The sequence below is a fragment of the Chryseobacterium sp. CH25 genome, from assembly GCF_004119455.1.
In the GTDB taxonomy this organism is placed as follows: Bacteria; Bacteroidota; Bacteroidia; order Flavobacteriales; family Weeksellaceae; genus Chryseobacterium.
Map to the genome: position 1 here is coordinate 893564 of NZ_NRQT01000001.1, position 20274 is coordinate 913837.

Sequence of the window (20274 nt, forward strand, 5' to 3'; positions counted from 1 at the left end):
GCTATTACAAAACAGCAGCACTGCTTCCTAAAGAGGCTTATCAAAACTAATCTTTAAATACATCAAACACAATTTATTTTTATATGGAAGACAATCCTATTTTTGGGCAGACGGAAGCGACCCGCAAATGATTGAGGCATACAAAAAAGCACAGGAAACTTTTAAATATTTCTGGCGTGAACAGTCTTGGGAATACAGAAGAATTATCCCTGGATTGAATGTTTCCTGTGTGAAAGCAATGTTTTCGGAAGAAACTGAAACAGGAGAACCCAATGTTGAGCACATGTGGATCAATGATATTGGTTTTGACGGTGACCGTGTAACCGGATATCTGATTAACGAACCTAATACTTTAAGAAACGTTCAGGTGGGAGATTTTATTGATATTCCTCTTACTGAAATCAGCGACTGGCTTTTTGCCATCACCCCTAGTGTACAGAAGCCTAAAGGTCTTTCAAAGCTATTCTCTTCATCTGCTGAACCTCTTCCAAAGGCTTATGGCGGATTTACCATTCAAAAAATGCGTTCAGATATGTCTGCTTCGGAAAGAAAAGATCATGATAATGCCTGGCAGCTCGATTTCGGAGATTTCGATGACATTCTGGTTGTTAATAAGCAGAAGGAAGAACCTGAAAACCTTGTTGAACACCCAATGAGTAGAAATATGAAAGATGATTTTGCTAAATTCTTACAGGAATATCCGGATGAAATCAAGTTAATTGATGATAATGGACAGAGTCTTCTTCACAGAGAAACCATTGCCGGGAATTTAACCACAGTAAAGGCTGCATTGGAAGCTGGAGCAGATAAAAATATTCAATCCAAAACCGGAAAAACAGCACTTGATTATGCTAAGCAACTAAACTGGGGACATCTTATTCCGGTATTGGAATAACTATTAATAACCAGAGAAGTAAAAAACTCAGAAGAATAAAAAATAAAAAGAGAAGCTGTAAAGTTTCTCTTTTTATTTGTACTTTTCTTTATATAACTACAAATTTTACAACACTTAAGTAAAATACAAGTTATGAATCATAATGCTTTACTCAACTTTTATTTAATCCTCTTCTGTGAACTAAAGTGCTTTATAAAACTTCTTGATCTTTTGTATTTAAAATTAATGATTAGATTGGATAATATTGTCAACCAGTCCATTTTCAATTGGGTTTCCACCACCGTTATTATAAAAATCTAAAGGGATTATTCCCAACCGTTTTTTCCCTGAATACTGAGTATACTGTTTTAGCCAGGGATTCATCGCCGGATCTACGCCTAAGCCACCCCAGGCATACTGATAAGGAGTATGATGACCTACTCCAAACGCAATACTGTTAAAGCTTACATACAAAATAGCATCATTACCAGCATTTTTCTGCATGGCCCGTTCCAGATTTTCCTGTACATATTTTACCTTTTTATGGGTATCATAACTTTCATAGTTGTCTTCAATATAGAACTTCTGTCCGTTGGCATTTGTGGTTTCAAAAGTTGTGTTATCCTGCCATGTTCCGAACCTCACTCCTACTTTGTTCTTATCAATTCCTGAGTTTCCAACATTCAGCTCAAACCTGTATAAAAAAAGGATTTTTCCTTTGGTTTCATTTAAATTTGGGATGGCATTTCCCTGAAAGTACAGAGAATTGTATTTTTTAAGGTATTTAATGAAATTATCAGAGATATCCTGCCCGCTTTTTTCATTATTTACAGACATTAAAACAGTTTCTGACGGATGATCTCTTAAGAACGCCTGGCAGGCATCCAGTACATTTCCGAAGGTTACGTCACAGGAAATAATACCGTGATAAAGATCTAAAGGATCAGAAGAACTGGATGAATTTACAAGTCTGATATCCAAAAAGCGAACTCCATTTTCCAACTGCTGTCTGATATCATAATTCTGACATCTTGCTCCAAATGATGCTGAAGAAATTTTATACGTTCCTGAATCATGTGTTCCCGGAATACTTAAAGCTTTCAATGATACATTCTGATCCAACTTGCTCATCCACTCCGAACCATTTAATTTAAGATAAAACTGGTTCACACCGGATACCGAAACATTACAGTTAAAATGGGTGTTACCATCTGTTTTTAAAATATAAGTTCCTGATATTTTTTTAATATTCCTGCTACCAATCCACCAGTTGTTTTCTGATTTTGAGTTGTGCCCCTGGCCAATCTGGATATCGCGCAGTTCGCAATGTCTGTTCTGATAATCAAAAGATAAAACGCAAGTAAATGCAAAGTTCAGTTTACCCGGCAAAGCATCATTGGAGCTGCAGCCTATGGCATCACCGCCAGATATTTTACTTTTAAACCATTGAGCAACGGTATCTGTACCGTGTCTTCCCGCCTGAACATCAATTTCCCAAGTATTGCCGGACTTTTGAATAATATCCGGAGTATTTTCCCAAGGTTGTCCTGAAGAGATACTGTGATCTGTAATAACTATTCTTAAATTGCTTACTCCTTCCATCATCTGAAGAAGAAATCTGTTGTGCTGTTTTGTTGGCATGATATGGTGATTTAGTGTTATTTCCTGCTAAAACTGATAGATTTTTCTACCCTGCAAGACAAAATTAGAGAGAATAAAAGCGCTGTCATAGCGTATAAATACGTGTTTTTAATGCCGGGTGTTTTTACTTAATTCTGATCATAAGATTGAAAAATTGCTTACCTTTTCTAAATATTCTCTACTATCCTCTGTAACAAAACATACCGATCAAATGTCTTATTATTAAAAACTTATGAGAAAAAAATTAATCTTTTTTATGACTTCTATTTCGTTGATTTCATGCCAGACTATGAAAAACAATTCATCTTCTGCTTCTCATAAGATCAATGATTCTTTAGATCTGGAAATCAATAAAATATATCAACAGGAAAACTTCAATGGCTTTTCGGTTTCTATTGTTAATGATGAATCAACGCTTTATCAGAAAGGGTTTGGCTTTTCAGATGTAAAAGAAAAGAAACCTTATACCGAAAATACCATCCAGAATATTGCTTCTGTTTCTAAAACCTTGGTTGGAATTGCTCTTTTAAAAGCTCAGGAATTGGGAAAACTTAATTTAGATGATCCGATACAGAAGTATCTGCCATTTAAAATTTCCAATCCAAAATTTCCACAGATCCCTATTACAGTACGCCAATTGGCCACTCATACTTCTTCGATTCTTGACAATGAATTTTATTTATCTAAAAACTACTTTCTGAAACCTAGCCAAAACCTGACTGGTTTAAAGCTTAATTTTGATGATGAACAGGTTTTCAATCCTTCAGACTCTACCATTACTATGTCTGTTTTTTTAGAAAATGTATTATCTGAACAGGGAAAATGGAACGCAAACAGTTTTTCTGCCCATAAACCGGGAGAAATCTATGAATATTCCAACGTAGGAACAGCTTTGGCCGCTTTTATTGTGGAACGGGTAACGGGCCAGGAATTCAGTGCATTTACCAAAGAATATATTCTGAAACCTTTACAAATGAAAGATTCAGGATGGAAGTTTGAAGAGATACAGTTTTCAAAATTTTCCAGACTTTATGAAAACCCTAAGACTGTTCTGCCTTATTATCTTTCAGCTACTTATCCTGATGGTGGTTTTATCACCAGCATTCATGATTTAAGTAAATATTTAACCGAATTAATTAAAGGATATAACGGAAAAGGGACAATTCTGAATCAGAAAAGCTACAAAGAATACTTTACTCCACAGCTTTCCGCCGTTAACTTTACAGAGAGAAATACTCAGAACCCTTACAGTGAATCTTATAATGTAGGAATATTCATGGGATTTGGTTACACAGGCTACGTTGGTCATACGGGCGGAGATCCGGGAGTAATGTCCATGATGTTTTTGATCCTAAAAATAACTTGGGAAGAATTATGATTTTTAATACTAATTTTTCGGATAAGAAAGGAAATGATGCTTTTTATGGAATTTGGAATGTGTTGGAGAAGCATCAAAGTACATTCAGTAAATAGATTTAAAGTTCTCTATCATTTTTTTATATTTGTATAAAGGCACAAATAAAAAGGTCATTATGGAAAAGCTAAGAAATCTAAGAAAGCAAAGAGGTTACACCCAAGAATATATGTCTAAAATCATCTCGACAGATGCTTCAAATTATTCCAGAAAGGAAAATGATGAAGTAAGAATATATGATGATGAATGGGAAAAACTGGCAAAAGCACTTGATGTTCCTGTAGAAGAGATCAAAGAGGAAAAGAAAACAGAAATAGTGCATAACAACCATGACAATACTACTTTTAATGATAATGCTGGTAGTTACTTTAACAACTTCCACAGTATTCCAAATTCTATTGTAGAGAATTTACAAAGTTATATTAAGCTATTAGAAGAGCAGATTGAAAATTTGAAGGAAGAGAATAGAAAATTGAAGTCTAAATAAACTTTTTTTAAAATTTTAGGTACCAGCTAATAATCATAGATAACAAATTAACATTAATGAGATCTATTGAAGAAAAAATTAAGGGCATACAAGTTGTTTCAAAAAAATTTAGTGAATTAAGAACAGAGCTAATCTCAAATCAAGAAATCATTGTTAACCTTCTAAAAGAAATAATCAATAAATATGCTTCAGATTATTCCTTGGTAAGAACAAATAGTGTTAGAACACTTAGATTCTATACATTTGTTTATAGAGTTAAAGAAAAAGATAGTTTTTCTGAAAAACTTATTAGAAATAATGATTATAACCATTTTTATGAAAGTTTAAATGATTTAAACCAAATTGATGAACCTAATCTAAAAAATAAAGTCAAAGAGCTTGACGATTTAATTGGCATTAAAATTCTAACTGATTTAAATGTAGATTCTGTCAATATGTACAAATTAATAGGATCTACAAACTTTATTCAAGATGCTAGAAACAAGGGCATAACCATGGATGAGGAAGATTTACAATCTCAGCCCATAACTATGAAAAATGGACTAAAAATATTTAAACTTAAATGTAAATATGAAACTTGGAATTTCGAGCTACAAATAAAAAGTAAATTAGAGTCTGCTTGGGGAGATATGGAGCATGCAATTTTTTATAAAAATTATAAACTTACTCCTGTACGCAGTTTAGCTCAACAATCCATGAATCATGTAGGTAAATTATTAATTGAAATAGATGATTTCTTACAAGACATAAGAGAGGCCAATGATAATTTCACAATCAATTCTGATGTTATTTTATTCATAAATAAGTTTGAAGAAACATTTGCAGATAAAGTTGGAAATGCATTAGATGGAATTAATTTTAATTTCAAAAAAATAGCTTCATTAACATACAATATTCATAATATTGATCATGATATTTTTAAAACAAATGATATTAAGTTTGATCATTTATCATTTCCATGTCAAAAATATTCAAAGTATATACAATCAAGAAATAAGGATTTTGATCTACAAGTATTTGAATCAATAATTCTTTCTAGTTTTGAAACGATTATCACTAACGATAATTTAGAAACATATCTAGATACATTATTTGAATTAATACAAAAATCTTACAACAACCTGATCATAAGCAATAATGTTATTCAAGATGAAGAATTAGCCGAAAAACTTACAAAATTATTTTTTAATACTTGTATTGAGTATGGGTGTCAAGAATTTATACTAAATACGATAAATGTTACAAACCATTTTAATGATATAAAATTAATATATGAGGCAATTGAAGTCTTAGAATTAGACACAAATTCCATTTCTGAAATTTTAAAATTATATACAATATATTGTTTTAAAGGAGATATGGAATCTTTTACTTCAAGTATCAATAAAGATACTGTATTAGGAAATATTGAAAAGGCTAAAATTGAATTATCAAAAATAGATTCAATAGATAACAGTGATGTATTAAATAATTTAAATTCAATAATTAATATTTTAGGTTAAAATGAAAATTCCAGGAATTGAATACCATCAATCAAACTACCGACTTATATCTACAGTTATACCTTTTAATCTTATTTACAGAAAAAGTAAAACATTAATATATGGTATTGACGAAGAAGGCTATCAACGTAAACAGGATGAAAAACATTACCAAAATATAAAAAAATATGTTGAATCCTATAACTTTGTATTCCCTAATTCAATAATTTTGGCAATTGATGAAGAAAAACTTGAAAGAATAATAACTCATAATGATAATGGATTAATATTCTTAACATTAGATGATGAAAAGGAATTTCTTTTTAGAGTTGTTGATGGTCAGCATAGACTCTTAGGAATTGAAAAAGCATCTCTTTCAGATATAGAATTACTAAATTTAAAGTTACAGGTCTCCATAATAGTTACTCCCAAAAACAAAAGATCAATAGAATTAGATATTTTTAGTAATATAAATTCTAAAGCTAAAAGATTAAAAACAGATCTTATTGAATTGGCAAAATATGATTTCCGTATTTTAGAAGAGAAAATTGGAACTAAAGAATTAAACCCTCACATTGCAATAAATATTGCCTATAATTTGAATGAAAAAATTGATGATAAAGATAATATTTGGCAAAATGCAATAAAAATTGATATACATTCTGAAAACAAAATTGGAATTATTGGAGTAACAGCATTTAGCGAATCAATTTATGGAATCATTAATAGTTATCTAGAATTGAAAAAAACAGAAGTAGATAGATTTGATTCAAGTAAATTAATTCATTTTTCAAAACAAGCTTCTCTTGAAATTTCAGATCTTATTTCCAAAGCATGGCTAATAGTTAAAAATAGATGGCCTAAAGCATTTTTAAGCCCACATAAAATATTGGACATTGATAATCAATACAAAACTATTATTTACGATCCTAATTTTTACATTCAAAAAACACTAGGTTGTAAATCTATCAATTATTTATTAACTGAAATTTTACAAAAGAATTACAAAAATCACTTCGACACTAAAGTATTACATGATTTTGAAAAAACAATAATCAATTGTAAATTAAATGATTACGATTGGAAAATTGGCAAAACACTTAGTGGAATAAGTTCTGAATCTGGATTTAGAAAAGTTACTCGAATATTAAAAAACGAAGAAGAATTTATCAGAAAAGAATAAAAAAGAGAAGCAAAATGCTTCTCTTTCTTTTATGTTATCCAAATTTCTTCTTTCTCAACCAGAAGAACAATCCTCCGATAAGACCAATAATCACCAATGGAAGTAATAAATTCAGCCATTGCCAGTTGGTTCTTTCTTCTTCTATTCTTCGTCTGTCCAGAAGTCTTTCTTCGATATTTCTGTTTCTTAATTCCATCAGATTACTGTCATCTAACAGATAATCTAAAGCGTTTCTCAGGAACTGCTCGTTTCCGAACTGTTCGTTCGTCAGCATATCTACTCCCAGAGGAAGTGGTTTTCCTTTGATGACTTTATTTCGTCCTATATCACCGTCTGCAATCACGATCATTTTATTTTCAGGGCTTGCTGCTTTAAAGCTTGGATAAGATTTTCTTTCAATCCTTGAAGCGTATGCAGAATTAAATTTTCCTTCCAATGCTACGGCAAAGATCTTTGGAGTACTTGGTTTTTCCATTTGTCCAAGGCTGTCTACAGTGGCAATTTCTTTCAGATCAACATAATTTGGAACCTGTTTCAGCAATGTTCTTTCACTGGATTCAAAAAGTACTTTTGTTTTAATATTCTTTCTTCCGCCCAATGTATCAATTGAAGTTGGGAACTCGAATTTTACAGGGTTGATATTTTTAGTGATCGGGTTATTATTTTCAGCAATTCCAAGAGGATAGTAAGGCCATGGTAAACTTGTATACTGTGGATTACCACTTACCTCTCCTGTTACCAGTCTTAATAAAGCAAATTTCTTTACATCTTTTACCAGTGCATTATTGATTCTTAATCCGTAATTGAAGAAGAAATCAGTCATATTGATATCCACCGGGAAAGGCATTACTTTTTTAGATCTTGTCAGCGTATCCATTTCGGCATTTACAGCATCAATCATCCAAAGCGTTTTCCCGCCATTCATGATATATTGGTCAAGGATTACTTTCTCGTTATCTGTGAAGGCTTTTCTTGGCTTTGCAATGACTAAAGCACTCATCTGCTTCAGTAAAGGCATATCTTCAAGGGTAAGCTCTACCTGATTTTTAGGAATAATGGGCCCTGCATCATAATTTTCCAAAGCAAGCTGCATGAATCCCTGAAATTCATCCGGACTTAATTCATCCTGATTAATAAGCACACCTACTTTCTTCCTTTTATTGGCCGCAATATTCTTAATGTTTGAAACCAGGTTATACTCAAGACCTTCAATAGAACGGGTTAACTGTTGGTCTGCATCAATCCCAGCCTGCTGTACCACCAACGGAATAGAAACTCCGTTTTTGTCATATTTTATAACCGCATACGGAAAAAGTGTGATTTGTGAAATTTTTCCATCTTTTACATCCGGAAGAACTGAAGGTTGCATTCCCATTGCCATCAAAGTATCCTGAGACATCTTTGTTTTAATAGGATCGATGAATTTGAAATCAATCTTTGGATTAATCTTTCTGAATTCCTCCAGCATGAATTTCGTTTCTCCCTGAAGCTGTTTAAAGCTTGCCGGAAAATCACCTTCAAGGTAAACTTCTACCGTTAAAGGTTTTTTAACGGATTCCAATACTTTAATGGTACTTTCAGAAAGAGTATATCTTTTTTCTTTTGTTAAGTCGAGTCTTATACCTGAATAGGTAAGAATAATAACCAAGGGGATAATTGTAATTAAGAAAATTCCCAGCGGAGATTTAGCATTGATCTTCTTCATAATCTACTTCTTTTTGTTAATAAAATGATTAGACAATACTAATGATGCACTGATGACCAGAATAAAATAAGCCACATCTTTCAGATCTATAAGACCTCTTGTAAATCCTAAGAAATGCTGGTAAAAACCAATATTCTGAAGGATAAAATCTGCTCCTCCAAGAAGTTTATAGCTTGCCAACTGTTCGATTCCAAAATACATGATAAAGCACATGAAAACGCCCAACAGATAAGCCATAATCTGGTTCTGTGATAATGAAGAGGCTAAAATTCCAATCCCTGAGAATGCAGCGATTAAAATAATCAGCCCAATATAACTCCCGAATGTCATCCCAAGGTCAATATTACCCTCTGGAACTCCCAGGACATATACTGTATAAAGATAGATTAGTGATGGAATCAGGCATAAAATCCCAACAATCCATACCGACAGGAATTTTCCGCCTATCATTTCTGAAACCTTTAGTGGTTGTGAGAATAACCAGTTCAGTGTTCCTGTTTGTTGCTCTTCCGCAAAAGTTTTCATGGAAAGTGCCGGAATAATGAACATTAAAAGCCATGGGACCAACACAAAATAGCTCTGCAGCGAGGCTGCCCCGATTTCAAAAATATTGGAATCGTTGTCGAAAAAGAACAGAAAAAGAGTCCCTATTAAACTGAAGGCAGCAATAATTACCCATGCACTCCAGTTTCCAAAGTAACTCCAAAGTTCTTTCTTTAAAATTGCAATCATAGTTTTTTAGTAAAATGTAAAAAGTAAAGAGATGTAAAACACACCTACTCTTCTATTTAACCAATTATTTGTTTTTTTTATTCTTATTAACGAGTTTTACAGTCATCATAATCAGAAATACAAGAACGAAAAATCCTGCAATTAATTGCCACCAATATTCAATTGCCATCGATTTCAAGATTACAGTGAATACCACCAGAAATAAAATGAATGTAGCAACTTCATTGGCCTGTCTCAGTTTGATGTTGGCTGTTTCCAGGGTATTTCCATTCAATGCCTTTAATTCCAGCACTTTTTTCCAACACCAGTAGTGGTAGATGGCAAGCCCGATCAGGAAGGTCAGTTTTAAATGGAACCAGCCCATTTTCATCAGTCCCGGATTTAAAAAGATCATAACCAATCCGCATACTGCCATGATAACTCCGGCAGGAACGGTAATAATATTCCACAGCCTTCTGGCCATAAATGTATACTGCTCTCTCAGAATTCTCTTTTTTTCTTCAGAAAATTCATCGGTATCCTTATAGTAAACGAAGATCCTCACGAGATAAAAAATTCCCGCAAAATAACTTACCATAAATATAATGTGCAGTGCTTTGATGATTGTATAAAGCATTCAGAAAAAATTAACAGCAAAGATAAGCTTATTATATAATTTTTAAAAATAATTTTCTTTTGATTGGGAAAAGCTAATATTCCTATCAAAAGTTATTCAATAGTACATCTTGTATAAAAAAGCTTCGGCTCGGGGCAGCTTTGCCGCCCGAGCCGAAGCTTATATTTCATTGATTGTATTTAACTCAGAAATTAAGAAATCACTCCCAATTCTTTTCCTACTTTTTCAAAAGCAGCAATAGCTTTATCCAAATGCTCTTTTGTATGAGCTGCAGATAGTTGAACTCTGATTCTCGCTTTTCCTTTCGGTACTACCGGGTAAAAGAATCCGATTACATAGATGCCTTCATCCATTAACTTTTCTGCCATTTTCTGAGAAAGCGGCGCATCATAAAGCATTACCGGAACAATTGCTGCATCACCATCAGGAATATCAAAGCCTTTCGCTTTCATTTCTGTTCTGAAATAGTCTGCATTTTCCATTACTTTATCACGAAGAGTAGTATCATCAGAAATCATATCCAATACTTTCAACGCAGCTCCTACAATTCCAGGGGCTAATGAGTTGGAGAATAAGTAAGGACGAGAACGTTGTCTCAACATATCGATGATCTCTTTTTTACCGGAAGTAAATCCACCTAAAGCACCACCTAAAGCTTTTCCTAATGTAGACGTAATAATATCTACTCTACCCATTACTTCATTAGCTTCGTGAGTTCCTCTTCCTGTTTTTCCGATAAATCCGGTTGCATGAGAATCGTCAACCATTACCAATGCATCATATTTATCAGCAAGATCGCAAACACCTTTCAGGTCAGCTACAATACCATCCATAGAGAAAACTCCATCCGTTACGATGATTTTGAAACGGTGATTTTTTCTGAAGCAGCAATTAACTGAGCTTCCAGATCAGCCATATTATTGTTTTTATAACGGTATCTTGCAGCTTTACAAAGACGTACTCCATCAATAATTGAAGCGTGGTTCAATTCATCTGAAATAATAGCATCCTCTTCAGTAAATAAAGGTTCAAAAACACCTCCATTAGCATCAAAAGCTGCTGCATAAAGAATCGTATCCTCCAATCCTAAGAAGTCAGCAATCTTTTTCTCTAATTCTTTGTGAATATCCTGAGTTCCACAGATGAAACGTACAGATGACATTCCGTAACCGTGAGACTGGATCATATCCTGAGAAGCTTTCATTACCTCCGGATTGTTAGATAATCCCAGATAATTATTCGCACAGAAGTTCAAAAGCTTTTTTCCGTTTGCTTCAATTTCTGCACTCTGCTGAGAAGTGATGATTCTTTCTCTTTTGTAAAGTCCATCATTCTCAATATTTTGAAGTTCGTTCTGTAAATGTTGAAGGTATTTTTCAGAAATCATTTTTAGTAATTTTTTAGATGTGCTAATTTACTAAAAAGGCAGTAAAATAAAACCTTTTATACACCTAATTCTAAAATTTGATCTTAAGTTTCTATTTTAACACTATTAGTCCACTAATTTAGTAGGATAATATTTATATTTGTTTAAAATTTCTGAATATGCACTTGATTCCGGTAAAGAAAACAAAGAAAATAGTTTCAAGAAACTTTATAACCAACCACATGAAACCTAGAATACCTGTGATTATTGAAGACTTTGTAGATCCTGAAAGCCCTGCTTTCCAAAAGTGGAACTATGAATATTTCAAAAGAATAGCCGGAGATCAAAAGGCAGATATATATGGCAGTGAAATGGATTCTATGGACAGAGTGGCCAGCCAGCCTATTGCACAGACTACATTCTCTGATTATCTTGATCTGATAAACTCCACTCCTACTGAACATCGCTTGTTCTTATTTAACCTACTGAGCATAAAACCTGAACTTAAAGACGACATAATTTATAATGATGTTACCAACGGTAAAATATTAAAATGGCTGCCTTTTATGTTTTTTGGTGGTGAAGGCTCTGCCACCCGAAATCATATTGATATTGATATGTCCCATGTTTTCATCACTCAATTTGAAGGAATTAAACGGATCTGGCTGTTTCCCTGGGAACAGTCTGACCTCATGTATAAATTACCCTATAACTTTCACAGCTTGCCTAATATAAAAACTCCTGACTACAGGCAATATCCCGCTTTGCTTTATTTAAATGGCTATGAAGCCGTTCTTCATCCTGGTGATACGCTCTACATACCATCCGGATGGTGGCATTATATTCAGTATGAAACCGCAGGATATTCTGTTTCTGTAAGGGCTCTGCCTTCAAGTCTTCTTGAAAAATGGCGTGGTTTTAAAAATCTGGTCATTACAAGAAATTTTGACAATATCATGCGGAATGTCTTTAAAGAAAAATGGTTCAGATATAAGGTAAAAGCTGCTAAAAGAAGAGGTACAGTAGCTTTCAAAAAACAAAAAAGCTTTCAGATCTGAAAGCTTTTTATTTTTTATTCTTTATTTAATATTTAATGAATTTGATATGTTTTTCATTGACTGTAATAATATAAGCTCCGGGAACCAAATCTCCAATCTGTATCGGTTTTCCTGGTTTGAATACTGATTTCTTTATCAGCTTGCCATCAACCCCGTGAATGGAATATTCTGTTTCTTTATCAATACCTTTAAAATAAAGTTCATTTTTAGCAGGATTAGGATATAAACCAAAATCATTTTTTTCTACAGAAGACACACTTAATGTATTATCCTGAATAACAGTAGAATTCTTTTCCAGGATTTGATATTCATAATTAAACTGAACACTTGATACAGGAAACGATATATTTTCAGTAAAATACTGATTATTAAAAGTATTATTAAGCACTACATAAGCAGTCTGCCCGCCTGTTCCAGTTACTTTTACAGGCAGAGGCATTTCAAAAAAGCTTACTGTAGGGCTGCTTTGTGTCTGGTTAACATTAAATGCAAGCTGACTCCCTGTCTGCTTCCACTTTATTGCATAGGTAGGATATCCTTCACCATAGATCCAATCATTGAAAAATTCTGTAAAATCTTTTCCGGTAGACTGCAGTAAAGAAGCATTGAGATCTGCTGTTTTCACATAATTATAGGCCAGAGCCGGTCTTCCGTGATAATCTTTCAGCGCCTGATAAAAAGCGTTGTCCCCTAATATCCATTTTATCATTCTTACCGCATATCCCCCTTTTGCATAGGTTAGCCTGCTGTCAAAAATTCGGTTTATATTATTAAGCTGTGCATCCGGAACATATATACTTCCACCTGTAGCGTTGGTAATATAATTAATCTGACCTTTCAGGTAATTCATAAATTCATCATTGGTCATAATCAGCTTTTCATTCGCTACATGCTCTCCAAAGTTTGCAAAACCCTCGTTCAGCCATATATCATTCCATTTTGCACAGGTTACTTTATCTCCAAACCACTGGTGGGCAAGTTCGTGTGCAATAAGATATTTAGGCCAGCCAATCATAGAAGACATTGTCTGATGCTCCATTCCACCTCCATTAATATATTCCATATGCCCATATTTCTCATTACGGAAAGGATAAGGACCAAAATAGGTTTCAAAAACATCCATTATCTGTTTTGTCCATTCAATATTGGACATTGCTCCTGAATTTCCTGCTGTTGATGGATAAATATAATTCACAAACGGAAATGGTGGATTTCCGATGGTACTGTTCACCTTAGCAAAATTTGTGATAGATAAAGCAATAAGATAGGCAGCAGTAGGATACATTGTTCTCCAAAAAGTCAGTTTTTCCCCTGTAGTTGTTGAAATAATTTCCGACATCAGTTTTCCATTGGCTGCTACGCTGTATTGAGATGGAGTGGTAATTTTGAAATCAAATCTTTCAATCTTATCATTCAGACTTTGCTTGGTAGGAAACCAGTCCTGTGCACCATAAGGCTCACTCAAAGTAGAGAAAACAGGTATTGAATTGGATCCCTGATTTCCAACCATAACAGTATTATTTTCCGGAGCACCGGAATAATGAACCGTTAATGAATCCAAAACATTGGCTGGTAAGGAAGCCGGAAAATCTATTTTGATCTCCTTGGTAGAAAGCTGTTGAAAAGGAATGCTGCTTCCATGATACTGCACCTGGGAAACCGTCAGAAGATTGGTAAAGTCAAAATAAATACTTCCCATCGTCTGATTGGGTTTGAAATGTGAAGTCACAGATCCGGAAACAGAGTAGACAGCAGGGTCAATACTCAGATCCATTCTCTGATACTGCAGATCATAGTTCAGAGTATTCGGGTTTGTATTTCCGGCACCCATTTTTTTGGTAAAAGATTTCATTTCCTTTTCAGCCAGCCCTTTCATCTCAATATTATGATTTTCTTTTTGCCCATACAACTGCTGAACAATCAAAAAGCTCAGCATCAGAAGATAAAATTTTCTCATAGGTAGAAATATTGTAGTATTCAAATATAAAAAAAACCTCTTAATCATTGATTAAAAGGTTTTTATAATATATAAAATAAACGGCTTCTAAAGATCCAGAGCGGGCTCAAGAATCTTTTCCATTCTTTTCTTCACCATGTCTACTGATCCTGAATAGTTATTTACCATCAGAGAGAAAACCAAGGTTTTACCGGAATTTGTTTTCATATAACCGGCCAGGGTTTTCACTTTATTTAAAGTTCCTGTTTTTGCAAAAACCTGTCCGTTTCCGGTTCCAAGAAACATTCTTTTCAATGTTCCGGATTGTCCACCGATAGGTAGAGATGTTAAATAAGATCTGTAATATTTTTCATCCATTAAAGAAGTTAAGAACTTCACCTGGGAAATTGGAGTTACATTATTGCTTCTTGAAAGTCCGCTTCCATCCATATAAGTAAGACCCAGCATATCAAATCCAGCATTCTTTAAGTGATCTGTTACCACTACTCTTCCTGATTCTGAAGTCTGATCTCCCAATTTCTGGAATCCAACAGTTCTCAGTAAAGCTTCAGCCAGAGAGTTATCACTATGCTGATTGGTATAATATACAATATCGCTTAACGTTGGAGATTTGTACGCAGAGATCATCTTTCTGTTCTCCGGAGCAGCATCAGTCATTTTTGTAACTACTTTTCCGGTAACAGGAATTCCGCTTTTTACAAGAGTTGTTCTGAAAGAATTAGCCAGATAAGCTGGTGCATCAGGCAATTTTGTTGTTAAAACCCCATCTCCATCATACTTTTCAGCATATACCATCTGATGAGCATATGGTGAAACGTAGAAAAACTTCTTTTCTGTAGAAAAACCGGATTTCTTTACGATCAATTTTTCATTGGCCGGATTAATAGCACGGGTTGTTCCTGCCGGCAGATAGTAATTATTATTTTCCAACCATACAACATTTTCCGGAAGCATTGCAATATTGCCTTTGAAAAGCGCTGTCTGAATGATAATATCACCATTTACCTTTCTGATTCCCTCACGTGAAAGTCCACCTATGAAATCTGAGATAATGTCTCTGTAAGATCCTGCTCCTGCTTTGTTTGTTCCCAGGGATGGGTCTCCACTTCCTACTACATAAAGGTTACCGTTTAAGGTTCCGTTTTCATCTACTGTTCCTGCATACTCTAATTGAGTCATCCAACGGTAGTTCTCCCCTAACAGGTTTAATGCTGTTTCTGTAGTCAGCAATTTTGTTGTGGAAGCCGGAACCAGCGGAGAGCTTTCATTGTATGAAGAGATCACCTTTTTTGTTTTCGGATCATACACCACGAATCCCCAGTTTGCATTTTTCAGCACAGGATCCGCCATCATTGTGTTTACATTAATGTCTACAAGTTCTTTAGCCGACAAAACACTTCTCTCCATCGAGCTTGCGGGCGACGGAAGATTTAAGCTGTTTTTCTGATTGTCGTAATTCTGAGAGTAAAGAGCAGTAGAAACGGTAGATTGAGCCAGGAAAAGACCGGAAGCCAACACCGCTGCACTTGAAATATATTTTCTGAAATTTACCATCTATCCTTTTTTGTTCTATGGTTTGAGCCTCTAGAAAATGATAAGTTAAATCATTCAATAAAAGAGCCAAACACTTAATCAACGACCAAAAGTAGAAATTATTGTTATAAAACGGGTTACCAACGTCTTATAAAAGAGTGTAAAGTTTGTTAAAAATTGTTAAAAATCAACAAAAACGCCCTTTTTAATGCTTTGATAAGCAGTAATTTCATCAAATTCCTTCAAACTTATCAAAACCAGGCTTTTGAACTTCTCATAGTTTTTCCCGCGGGGTAATTTCAGTAAAATCTGGAACTGATATAAATTATTCAATCTGGCAATCTGAGCTCTTTCGGGGCCTAAAATACATTCCTCAGGAAGGTATTTTCTCAGGATAGAACCCAAAAACTGAGAGGCACGGTCTACTTTCTCATCTCTTGCGTGCTTCAGTTCAATCATAATCAGTTTGGTAAACGGCGGATAATGGAATTTCTGACGTTCTGTGAGGATATATTTATAGATCTTCGCAGGATTATTCATTTTAATCAACTGGAATACTGAATGATCAGGATTATAAGTCTGGATCAGGATCTTTCCTTTTCCGGAAACTCTTCCCGCTCTTCCGGAAACCTGCGTAATCAATTGGTAAGCACGTTCTTCTGCTCGAAAATCCTGTACATATAATAAGGAATCAGCTTTAGGAATAGCAACCAGTTCGATATGGTCGAAATCAAGACCTTTGGAAATCATCTGGGTTCCGACTACAATATCGGTTTCCCCATCTTCTATCTTTTCATAGAGTTTCTCGTAGGCGAATTTTTTACGCATGGAATCTATATCCATTCTGTCTACCTCATTCTCTGGGAACAGTTTGGAAACTTCTTCGTGAATCTGTTCTACGCCTACTCCTCTTTCATTCAGGTTTTCTGAATTACATTTCGGGCAGGTTCTTGGTTTTGAAGCTCTTTGTCCGCAATAGTGGCATTTCATTTCATTGGCAGCCTTGTGATAGGTCATTACCACATCACAATTAGAGCAATAATTAACGTAACCGCAGGTTTCACACTCAATAACATTGGCATAACCACGTCTGTTATGAAGCACAATGGCCTGATTCTTTTCGTCAATAGTATGCTTGATCGCATCAATAAGTCTGGATGAAAAATTCCCGGATACATTTTTAGATTCCTGAGCTTCTTTAAAATTAATCAACTCATACTCAGGGAGATTTACATTCCCAAATCTTTCATTCAGGAAGATGTATTTCATTTTATCTTTTCTGGCTCTGTAATAACTTTCAACAGAAGGTGTTGCAGAACCCAGGATCACTCCGGCACTGTATAAACCACCCAACACAAGAGCGGCATCTTTAGCATTAAAATAGGGCGAAACTTCTCTTGGTTTGTAAGCGGAATCATGTTCTTCATCCACCACAATCAGTCCCAGATTCTGATAAGGTAAAAATAAAGCATTTCTGGTTCCAACAAGGATACGAATGTCATTCTGCTTAATTCTTCTCCATACTTCTACTCTTTCAAAGTCGGTAAGTTTCTGATGATAAAATCCTAATTGCCTGCCATATTTTTTCTCCAGTCTTTGCGTAATCTGTTTGGTGAGTGAAATTTCAGGAAGTAAAAACAGAACGTTTTTCCCTTCTCTGATGCATTCTTCAATCTTTTCTAAATAAATATGAGTTTTTCCGGATGATGTAACCCCATGAAGCAGGACATTTTTTCCTTCTTCAAAAGCTTCATCTATTTCAGATTTTGCAGTTTTCTGTTCTTCGGAAAGTTCTTCTATGTCTTCAATTTCCCCTTCATAACTTTCAATCCTGTCTTTCTGCATATAATATTCCTCAACAAGACCTTTGTCTGCCAATGCCTTGAAATGGGAACTTCCAAAATAGCCATCTTCAAACAGCTCTGCTTTTTTAATATGAAGATCAGGTTTTTCTGTCTGTTTTTCTAGAATAAGAAGGAACAGATCTTTTTGCTTAGGGGCTTTATTTAATTTTAAAAGAATTTCTGTAAGATTCTGGTTGTTTAAAACACCTCCATTAATTCTTACATAAGCCACCTCTTTAGCTTTATATTTTTCAGCAATTTTCTCATCAATCTCAATATATTGCAGATCGATCAGAGAATTGATCGTTTTAATAATTTCCTTTTTCGGAATAAAGGCTTCAATGTCTGTAAGATTAACAAGCTGTCTTACTTCCAGTGCCTGAATAAGGTACATTTCGTTGACATCCAGGTTTTCAAAGTCAACAACAATACCCGGTTTTAATTTTAAATAGGTTTCACTTTCCAGTTTTAATGAAGAAGGGAAAGCCAGTCTGTAGATTTCTCCGAGATTGCACAGATAATAATCGGAAAGCCAGTTCCAGAAACGGATCTGTTCTTCAGGAAGTATCGGTCTTTCATCCAAAATACTGATGACATCCTTTGCAACGAAGTTATCTGGTGCATTATCATGAAGTTCAAAAACAATTCCCGTATAGATTTTCTTTCCACCAAAGGGTACCAAAACCCGCATTCCGAGCTGAATTTGAGACATCAGTTCTTCCGGAACCTTATAAGTAAAGGATCCTTTTAAATTCAGCGGTAAAACAATTTGAGCGTATGGCAAGGGAAATATTTAAAGTGTAAAATTAGATTTTTCTTGAGAGAACTGCAACTTTTGAGAATGTTTCAGTGGTATAATCATGTAGTAGAGATTGGTTTGATGACCACCCCGTCAAATCTTCGATTTGGCACCCCTCCAGAGGAGGGGAATGTTCAGTCTATCGACTGTAGTATTTGTAAATACAGGAAGTATAATCTTTTAATTTCAAGTATCTTAAAAGAAAAACCGGGTAATCTCATACCACATTGCAGAGGTAAAAAATCCTACAATAATGCTTACTCCGATAATCAGGTTGGTCAGTTTTGTATTGAGTCTGAACTGTTCCGCAATAATACTGGAGGTCACCAAGGTAGGCATAGCTGCTTCAAATACGGTAATTTTTGCTACATCTCCTTTTATTCCTAATAATAGGGCCATTCCTAATACAATCGCCGGAGCCAGAATCAGTTTATACAACATGGATGCTGACATCTGAGGAATCAGTTTTTTCCAACCGTTAAATTTCAACTGTAACCCGACAGAAAATAAAGCTAAAGGGCTTACCGTAGCCGCTAACTTATCAAAAAGCGGTTCTGCAAAGGTTAGATCTATAAACTGAGACAATACCAAAGCTGAAATACAGCCTATTAATGGTGGAAATGTAATTAATCTTTTAAAAATAAAGGCTGCACTCACTTTTCCAGACTTGCTTCCACCTTTCACAGCCGCAATAATCCCTAATGTTGAAAGGGCAAAAAACATAGTCTGGTCACAGATAATGGCTATACTCAGAAGCCCTTCTCCATAGAAAGCACTGATTAAAGGAAATCCGATGAAAGAGGTATTACTGTATCCACTGGCCAATTCTAATGTACTTCTCGAACGCCTTGAATATCCCCGACTTTTACTGTAAAACATGACATAAAAGAAGCAGAATACAGAGATTAAAAAAGTGGCTGCAATCGGAAAAAGCATTTCCGTTGTCCAGTGTACTTTAGGCAGATATTTGAATGAAACTGCCGGGAGAGCAAGATAAAGAATCCAGGTATTGATCCCCTTGTGGGCATCCGGGTGGATAGATTTTGTTGCTTTGAATACCATTCCTGCAATAATACATACTGCAATCAGAACAAAATTTACCATAACTGTAAAGAAATAATGTAATGCAAAGTTACGGTTGATTTTTGAGGTGGGAATGGAAAAATGTTCTTTTTTAGATCTAATAGGCTTTAAAAACCTATTAGATCTTATGTTTCTCTCTCGGATTATGCGGTATTAAGCAGATTTCAGCCTCTGATGCATAAATTTCAATAAATCTTCAATGGTCTTATGGATAAAAATTAGCACTCATTTATTTTTTGATTTTAGACCTTAGAGATTCAATATGCTTTTCAGGATTAAAGTCTGTTGAAATTCCACTATAAAATCCTTCCTTAATAGCATTTTTAAGAAGCTGACTTTTATTTTCCTCATCTTCCAGCAGTCTTAATCCAGCACGAATAACTTCACTCACGTTCTTATATCTACCTTCTGAGATTTTATGAACTATAAAATCTTCAAAATAATCACCTAAAGAAACAGATGTATTACGTCCCATAGTATCCTGATTTTAAATCCAATACA

The 20274-nt window shown here is 34.5% G+C and carries 15 protein-coding genes and 1 pseudogene; 6 read left to right on the plus strand and 10 right to left on the minus strand.

Features of this window, described 5'->3' with window-relative positions; all coding sequences use genetic code 11:
- Positions 1-127 precede the first annotated feature (127 nt).
- On the plus strand, positions 128-895 hold the full coding sequence (locus tag BOQ64_RS04015; protein ID WP_129058328.1) for a DUF2314 domain-containing protein: 768 nt from the start codon (positions 128-130) through the stop codon (positions 893-895).
- 222 nt (positions 896-1117) lie between these two features.
- On the opposite strand, the gene BOQ64_RS04020 is transcribed toward BOQ64_RS04015, so the two are convergent.
- The gene (locus BOQ64_RS04020) at positions 1118-2515 is read right to left on the minus strand and encodes a phosphatidylinositol-specific phospholipase C (RefSeq protein ID WP_129058327.1); all 1398 of its coding nucleotides are present in this window, start codon (positions 2513-2515) and stop codon (positions 1118-1120) included.
- A gap of 232 nt (positions 2516-2747) precedes the next feature.
- Here BOQ64_RS04020 and BOQ64_RS04025 point away from each other — a divergent pair, with 232 nt between their 5' ends.
- The 4 genes from BOQ64_RS04025 (at position 2748) to BOQ64_RS04040 (ending at position 7080) form a co-directional block, all read left to right on the plus strand.
- The gene (locus tag BOQ64_RS04025) at positions 2748-3893 is read left to right on the plus strand and encodes a serine hydrolase domain-containing protein (RefSeq protein WP_129058326.1); all 1146 of its coding nucleotides are present in this window, start codon (positions 2748-2750) and stop codon (positions 3891-3893) included.
- A gap of 154 nt (positions 3894-4047) precedes the next feature.
- Positions 4048-4416: a helix-turn-helix domain-containing protein gene (locus BOQ64_RS04030; RefSeq protein WP_129058325.1), complete on the plus strand. Its 369-nt coding sequence runs from the start codon at positions 4048-4050 to the stop codon at positions 4414-4416.
- 56 nt (positions 4417-4472) lie between these two features.
- Complete coding sequence (locus BOQ64_RS04035) at positions 4473-5918, plus strand: hypothetical protein (protein ID WP_129059640.1); 1446 nt, start codon at positions 4473-4475, stop codon at positions 5916-5918.
- Position 5919: 1 nt separating this feature from the next.
- Positions 5920-7080 carry a DGQHR domain-containing protein gene (locus tag BOQ64_RS04040; protein ID WP_129058322.1) on the plus strand — a complete coding sequence of 387 codons (1161 nt, stop codon included), beginning with the start codon at positions 5920-5922 and terminating at the stop codon, positions 7078-7080.
- A 34-nt stretch (positions 7081-7114) separates the two neighbouring features.
- Here BOQ64_RS04040 and gldG read toward each other — a convergent pair whose 3' ends face one another.
- The 4 genes and pseudogenes from gldG to kbl all read right to left on the minus strand — a co-directional run bounded on the left by gldG (position 7115) and on the right by kbl (position 11520).
- Positions 7115-8785 carry a gliding motility-associated ABC transporter substrate-binding protein GldG gene (gene gldG / locus BOQ64_RS04045; RefSeq protein ID WP_129058321.1) on the minus strand — a complete coding sequence of 557 codons (1671 nt, stop codon included), beginning with the start codon at positions 8783-8785 and terminating at the stop codon, positions 7115-7117.
- A gap of 3 nt (positions 8786-8788) precedes the next feature.
- Positions 8789-9517 (minus strand): ABC transporter permease, encoded by a 729-nt coding sequence (locus tag BOQ64_RS04050; protein WP_129058320.1) that lies wholly within the window; start codon positions 9515-9517, stop codon positions 8789-8791.
- A 64-nt stretch (positions 9518-9581) separates the two neighbouring features.
- On the minus strand, positions 9582-10133 hold the full coding sequence (locus BOQ64_RS04055) for a CopD family protein (protein WP_129058319.1): 552 nt from the start codon (positions 10131-10133) through the stop codon (positions 9582-9584).
- A 191-nt stretch (positions 10134-10324) separates the two neighbouring features.
- A pseudogene (gene kbl / locus BOQ64_RS04060) lies at positions 10325-11520 on the minus strand (glycine C-acetyltransferase).
- A gap of 158 nt (positions 11521-11678) precedes the next feature.
- On the opposite strand from kbl, the gene BOQ64_RS04065 reads away from it, so the two are divergent.
- The gene (locus BOQ64_RS04065; protein ID WP_129058318.1) at positions 11679-12557 is read left to right on the plus strand and encodes a cupin-like domain-containing protein; all 879 of its coding nucleotides are present in this window, start codon (positions 11679-11681) and stop codon (positions 12555-12557) included.
- Between the two features lie 25 nt (positions 12558-12582).
- Here BOQ64_RS04065 and BOQ64_RS04070 read toward each other — a convergent pair whose 3' ends face one another.
- From BOQ64_RS04070 to BOQ64_RS04090, 5 genes are all read right to left on the minus strand, one after another.
- Entirely contained in the window at positions 12583-14514 is a 1932-nt protein-coding gene (locus BOQ64_RS04070; RefSeq protein ID WP_129058317.1) for a M1 family aminopeptidase, read from the minus strand.
- Positions 14515-14601: 87 nt separating this feature from the next.
- Complete coding sequence (gene dacB, locus BOQ64_RS04075) at positions 14602-16068, minus strand: D-alanyl-D-alanine carboxypeptidase/D-alanyl-D-alanine-endopeptidase (RefSeq protein WP_129058316.1); 1467 nt, start codon at positions 16066-16068, stop codon at positions 14602-14604.
- A gap of 159 nt (positions 16069-16227) precedes the next feature.
- On the minus strand, positions 16228-18675 hold the full coding sequence (gene priA, locus BOQ64_RS04080; protein ID WP_129058315.1) for a primosomal protein N': 2448 nt from the start codon (positions 18673-18675) through the stop codon (positions 16228-16230).
- Between the two features lie 210 nt (positions 18676-18885).
- Positions 18886-19794 (minus strand): AEC family transporter, encoded by a 909-nt coding sequence (locus tag BOQ64_RS04085; RefSeq protein WP_129058314.1) that lies wholly within the window; start codon positions 19792-19794, stop codon positions 18886-18888.
- A gap of 208 nt (positions 19795-20002) precedes the next feature.
- Complete coding sequence (locus BOQ64_RS04090) at positions 20003-20248, minus strand: type II toxin-antitoxin system ParD family antitoxin (RefSeq protein ID WP_129058313.1); 246 nt, start codon at positions 20246-20248, stop codon at positions 20003-20005.
- Positions 20249-20274: the final 26 nt, after the last annotated feature.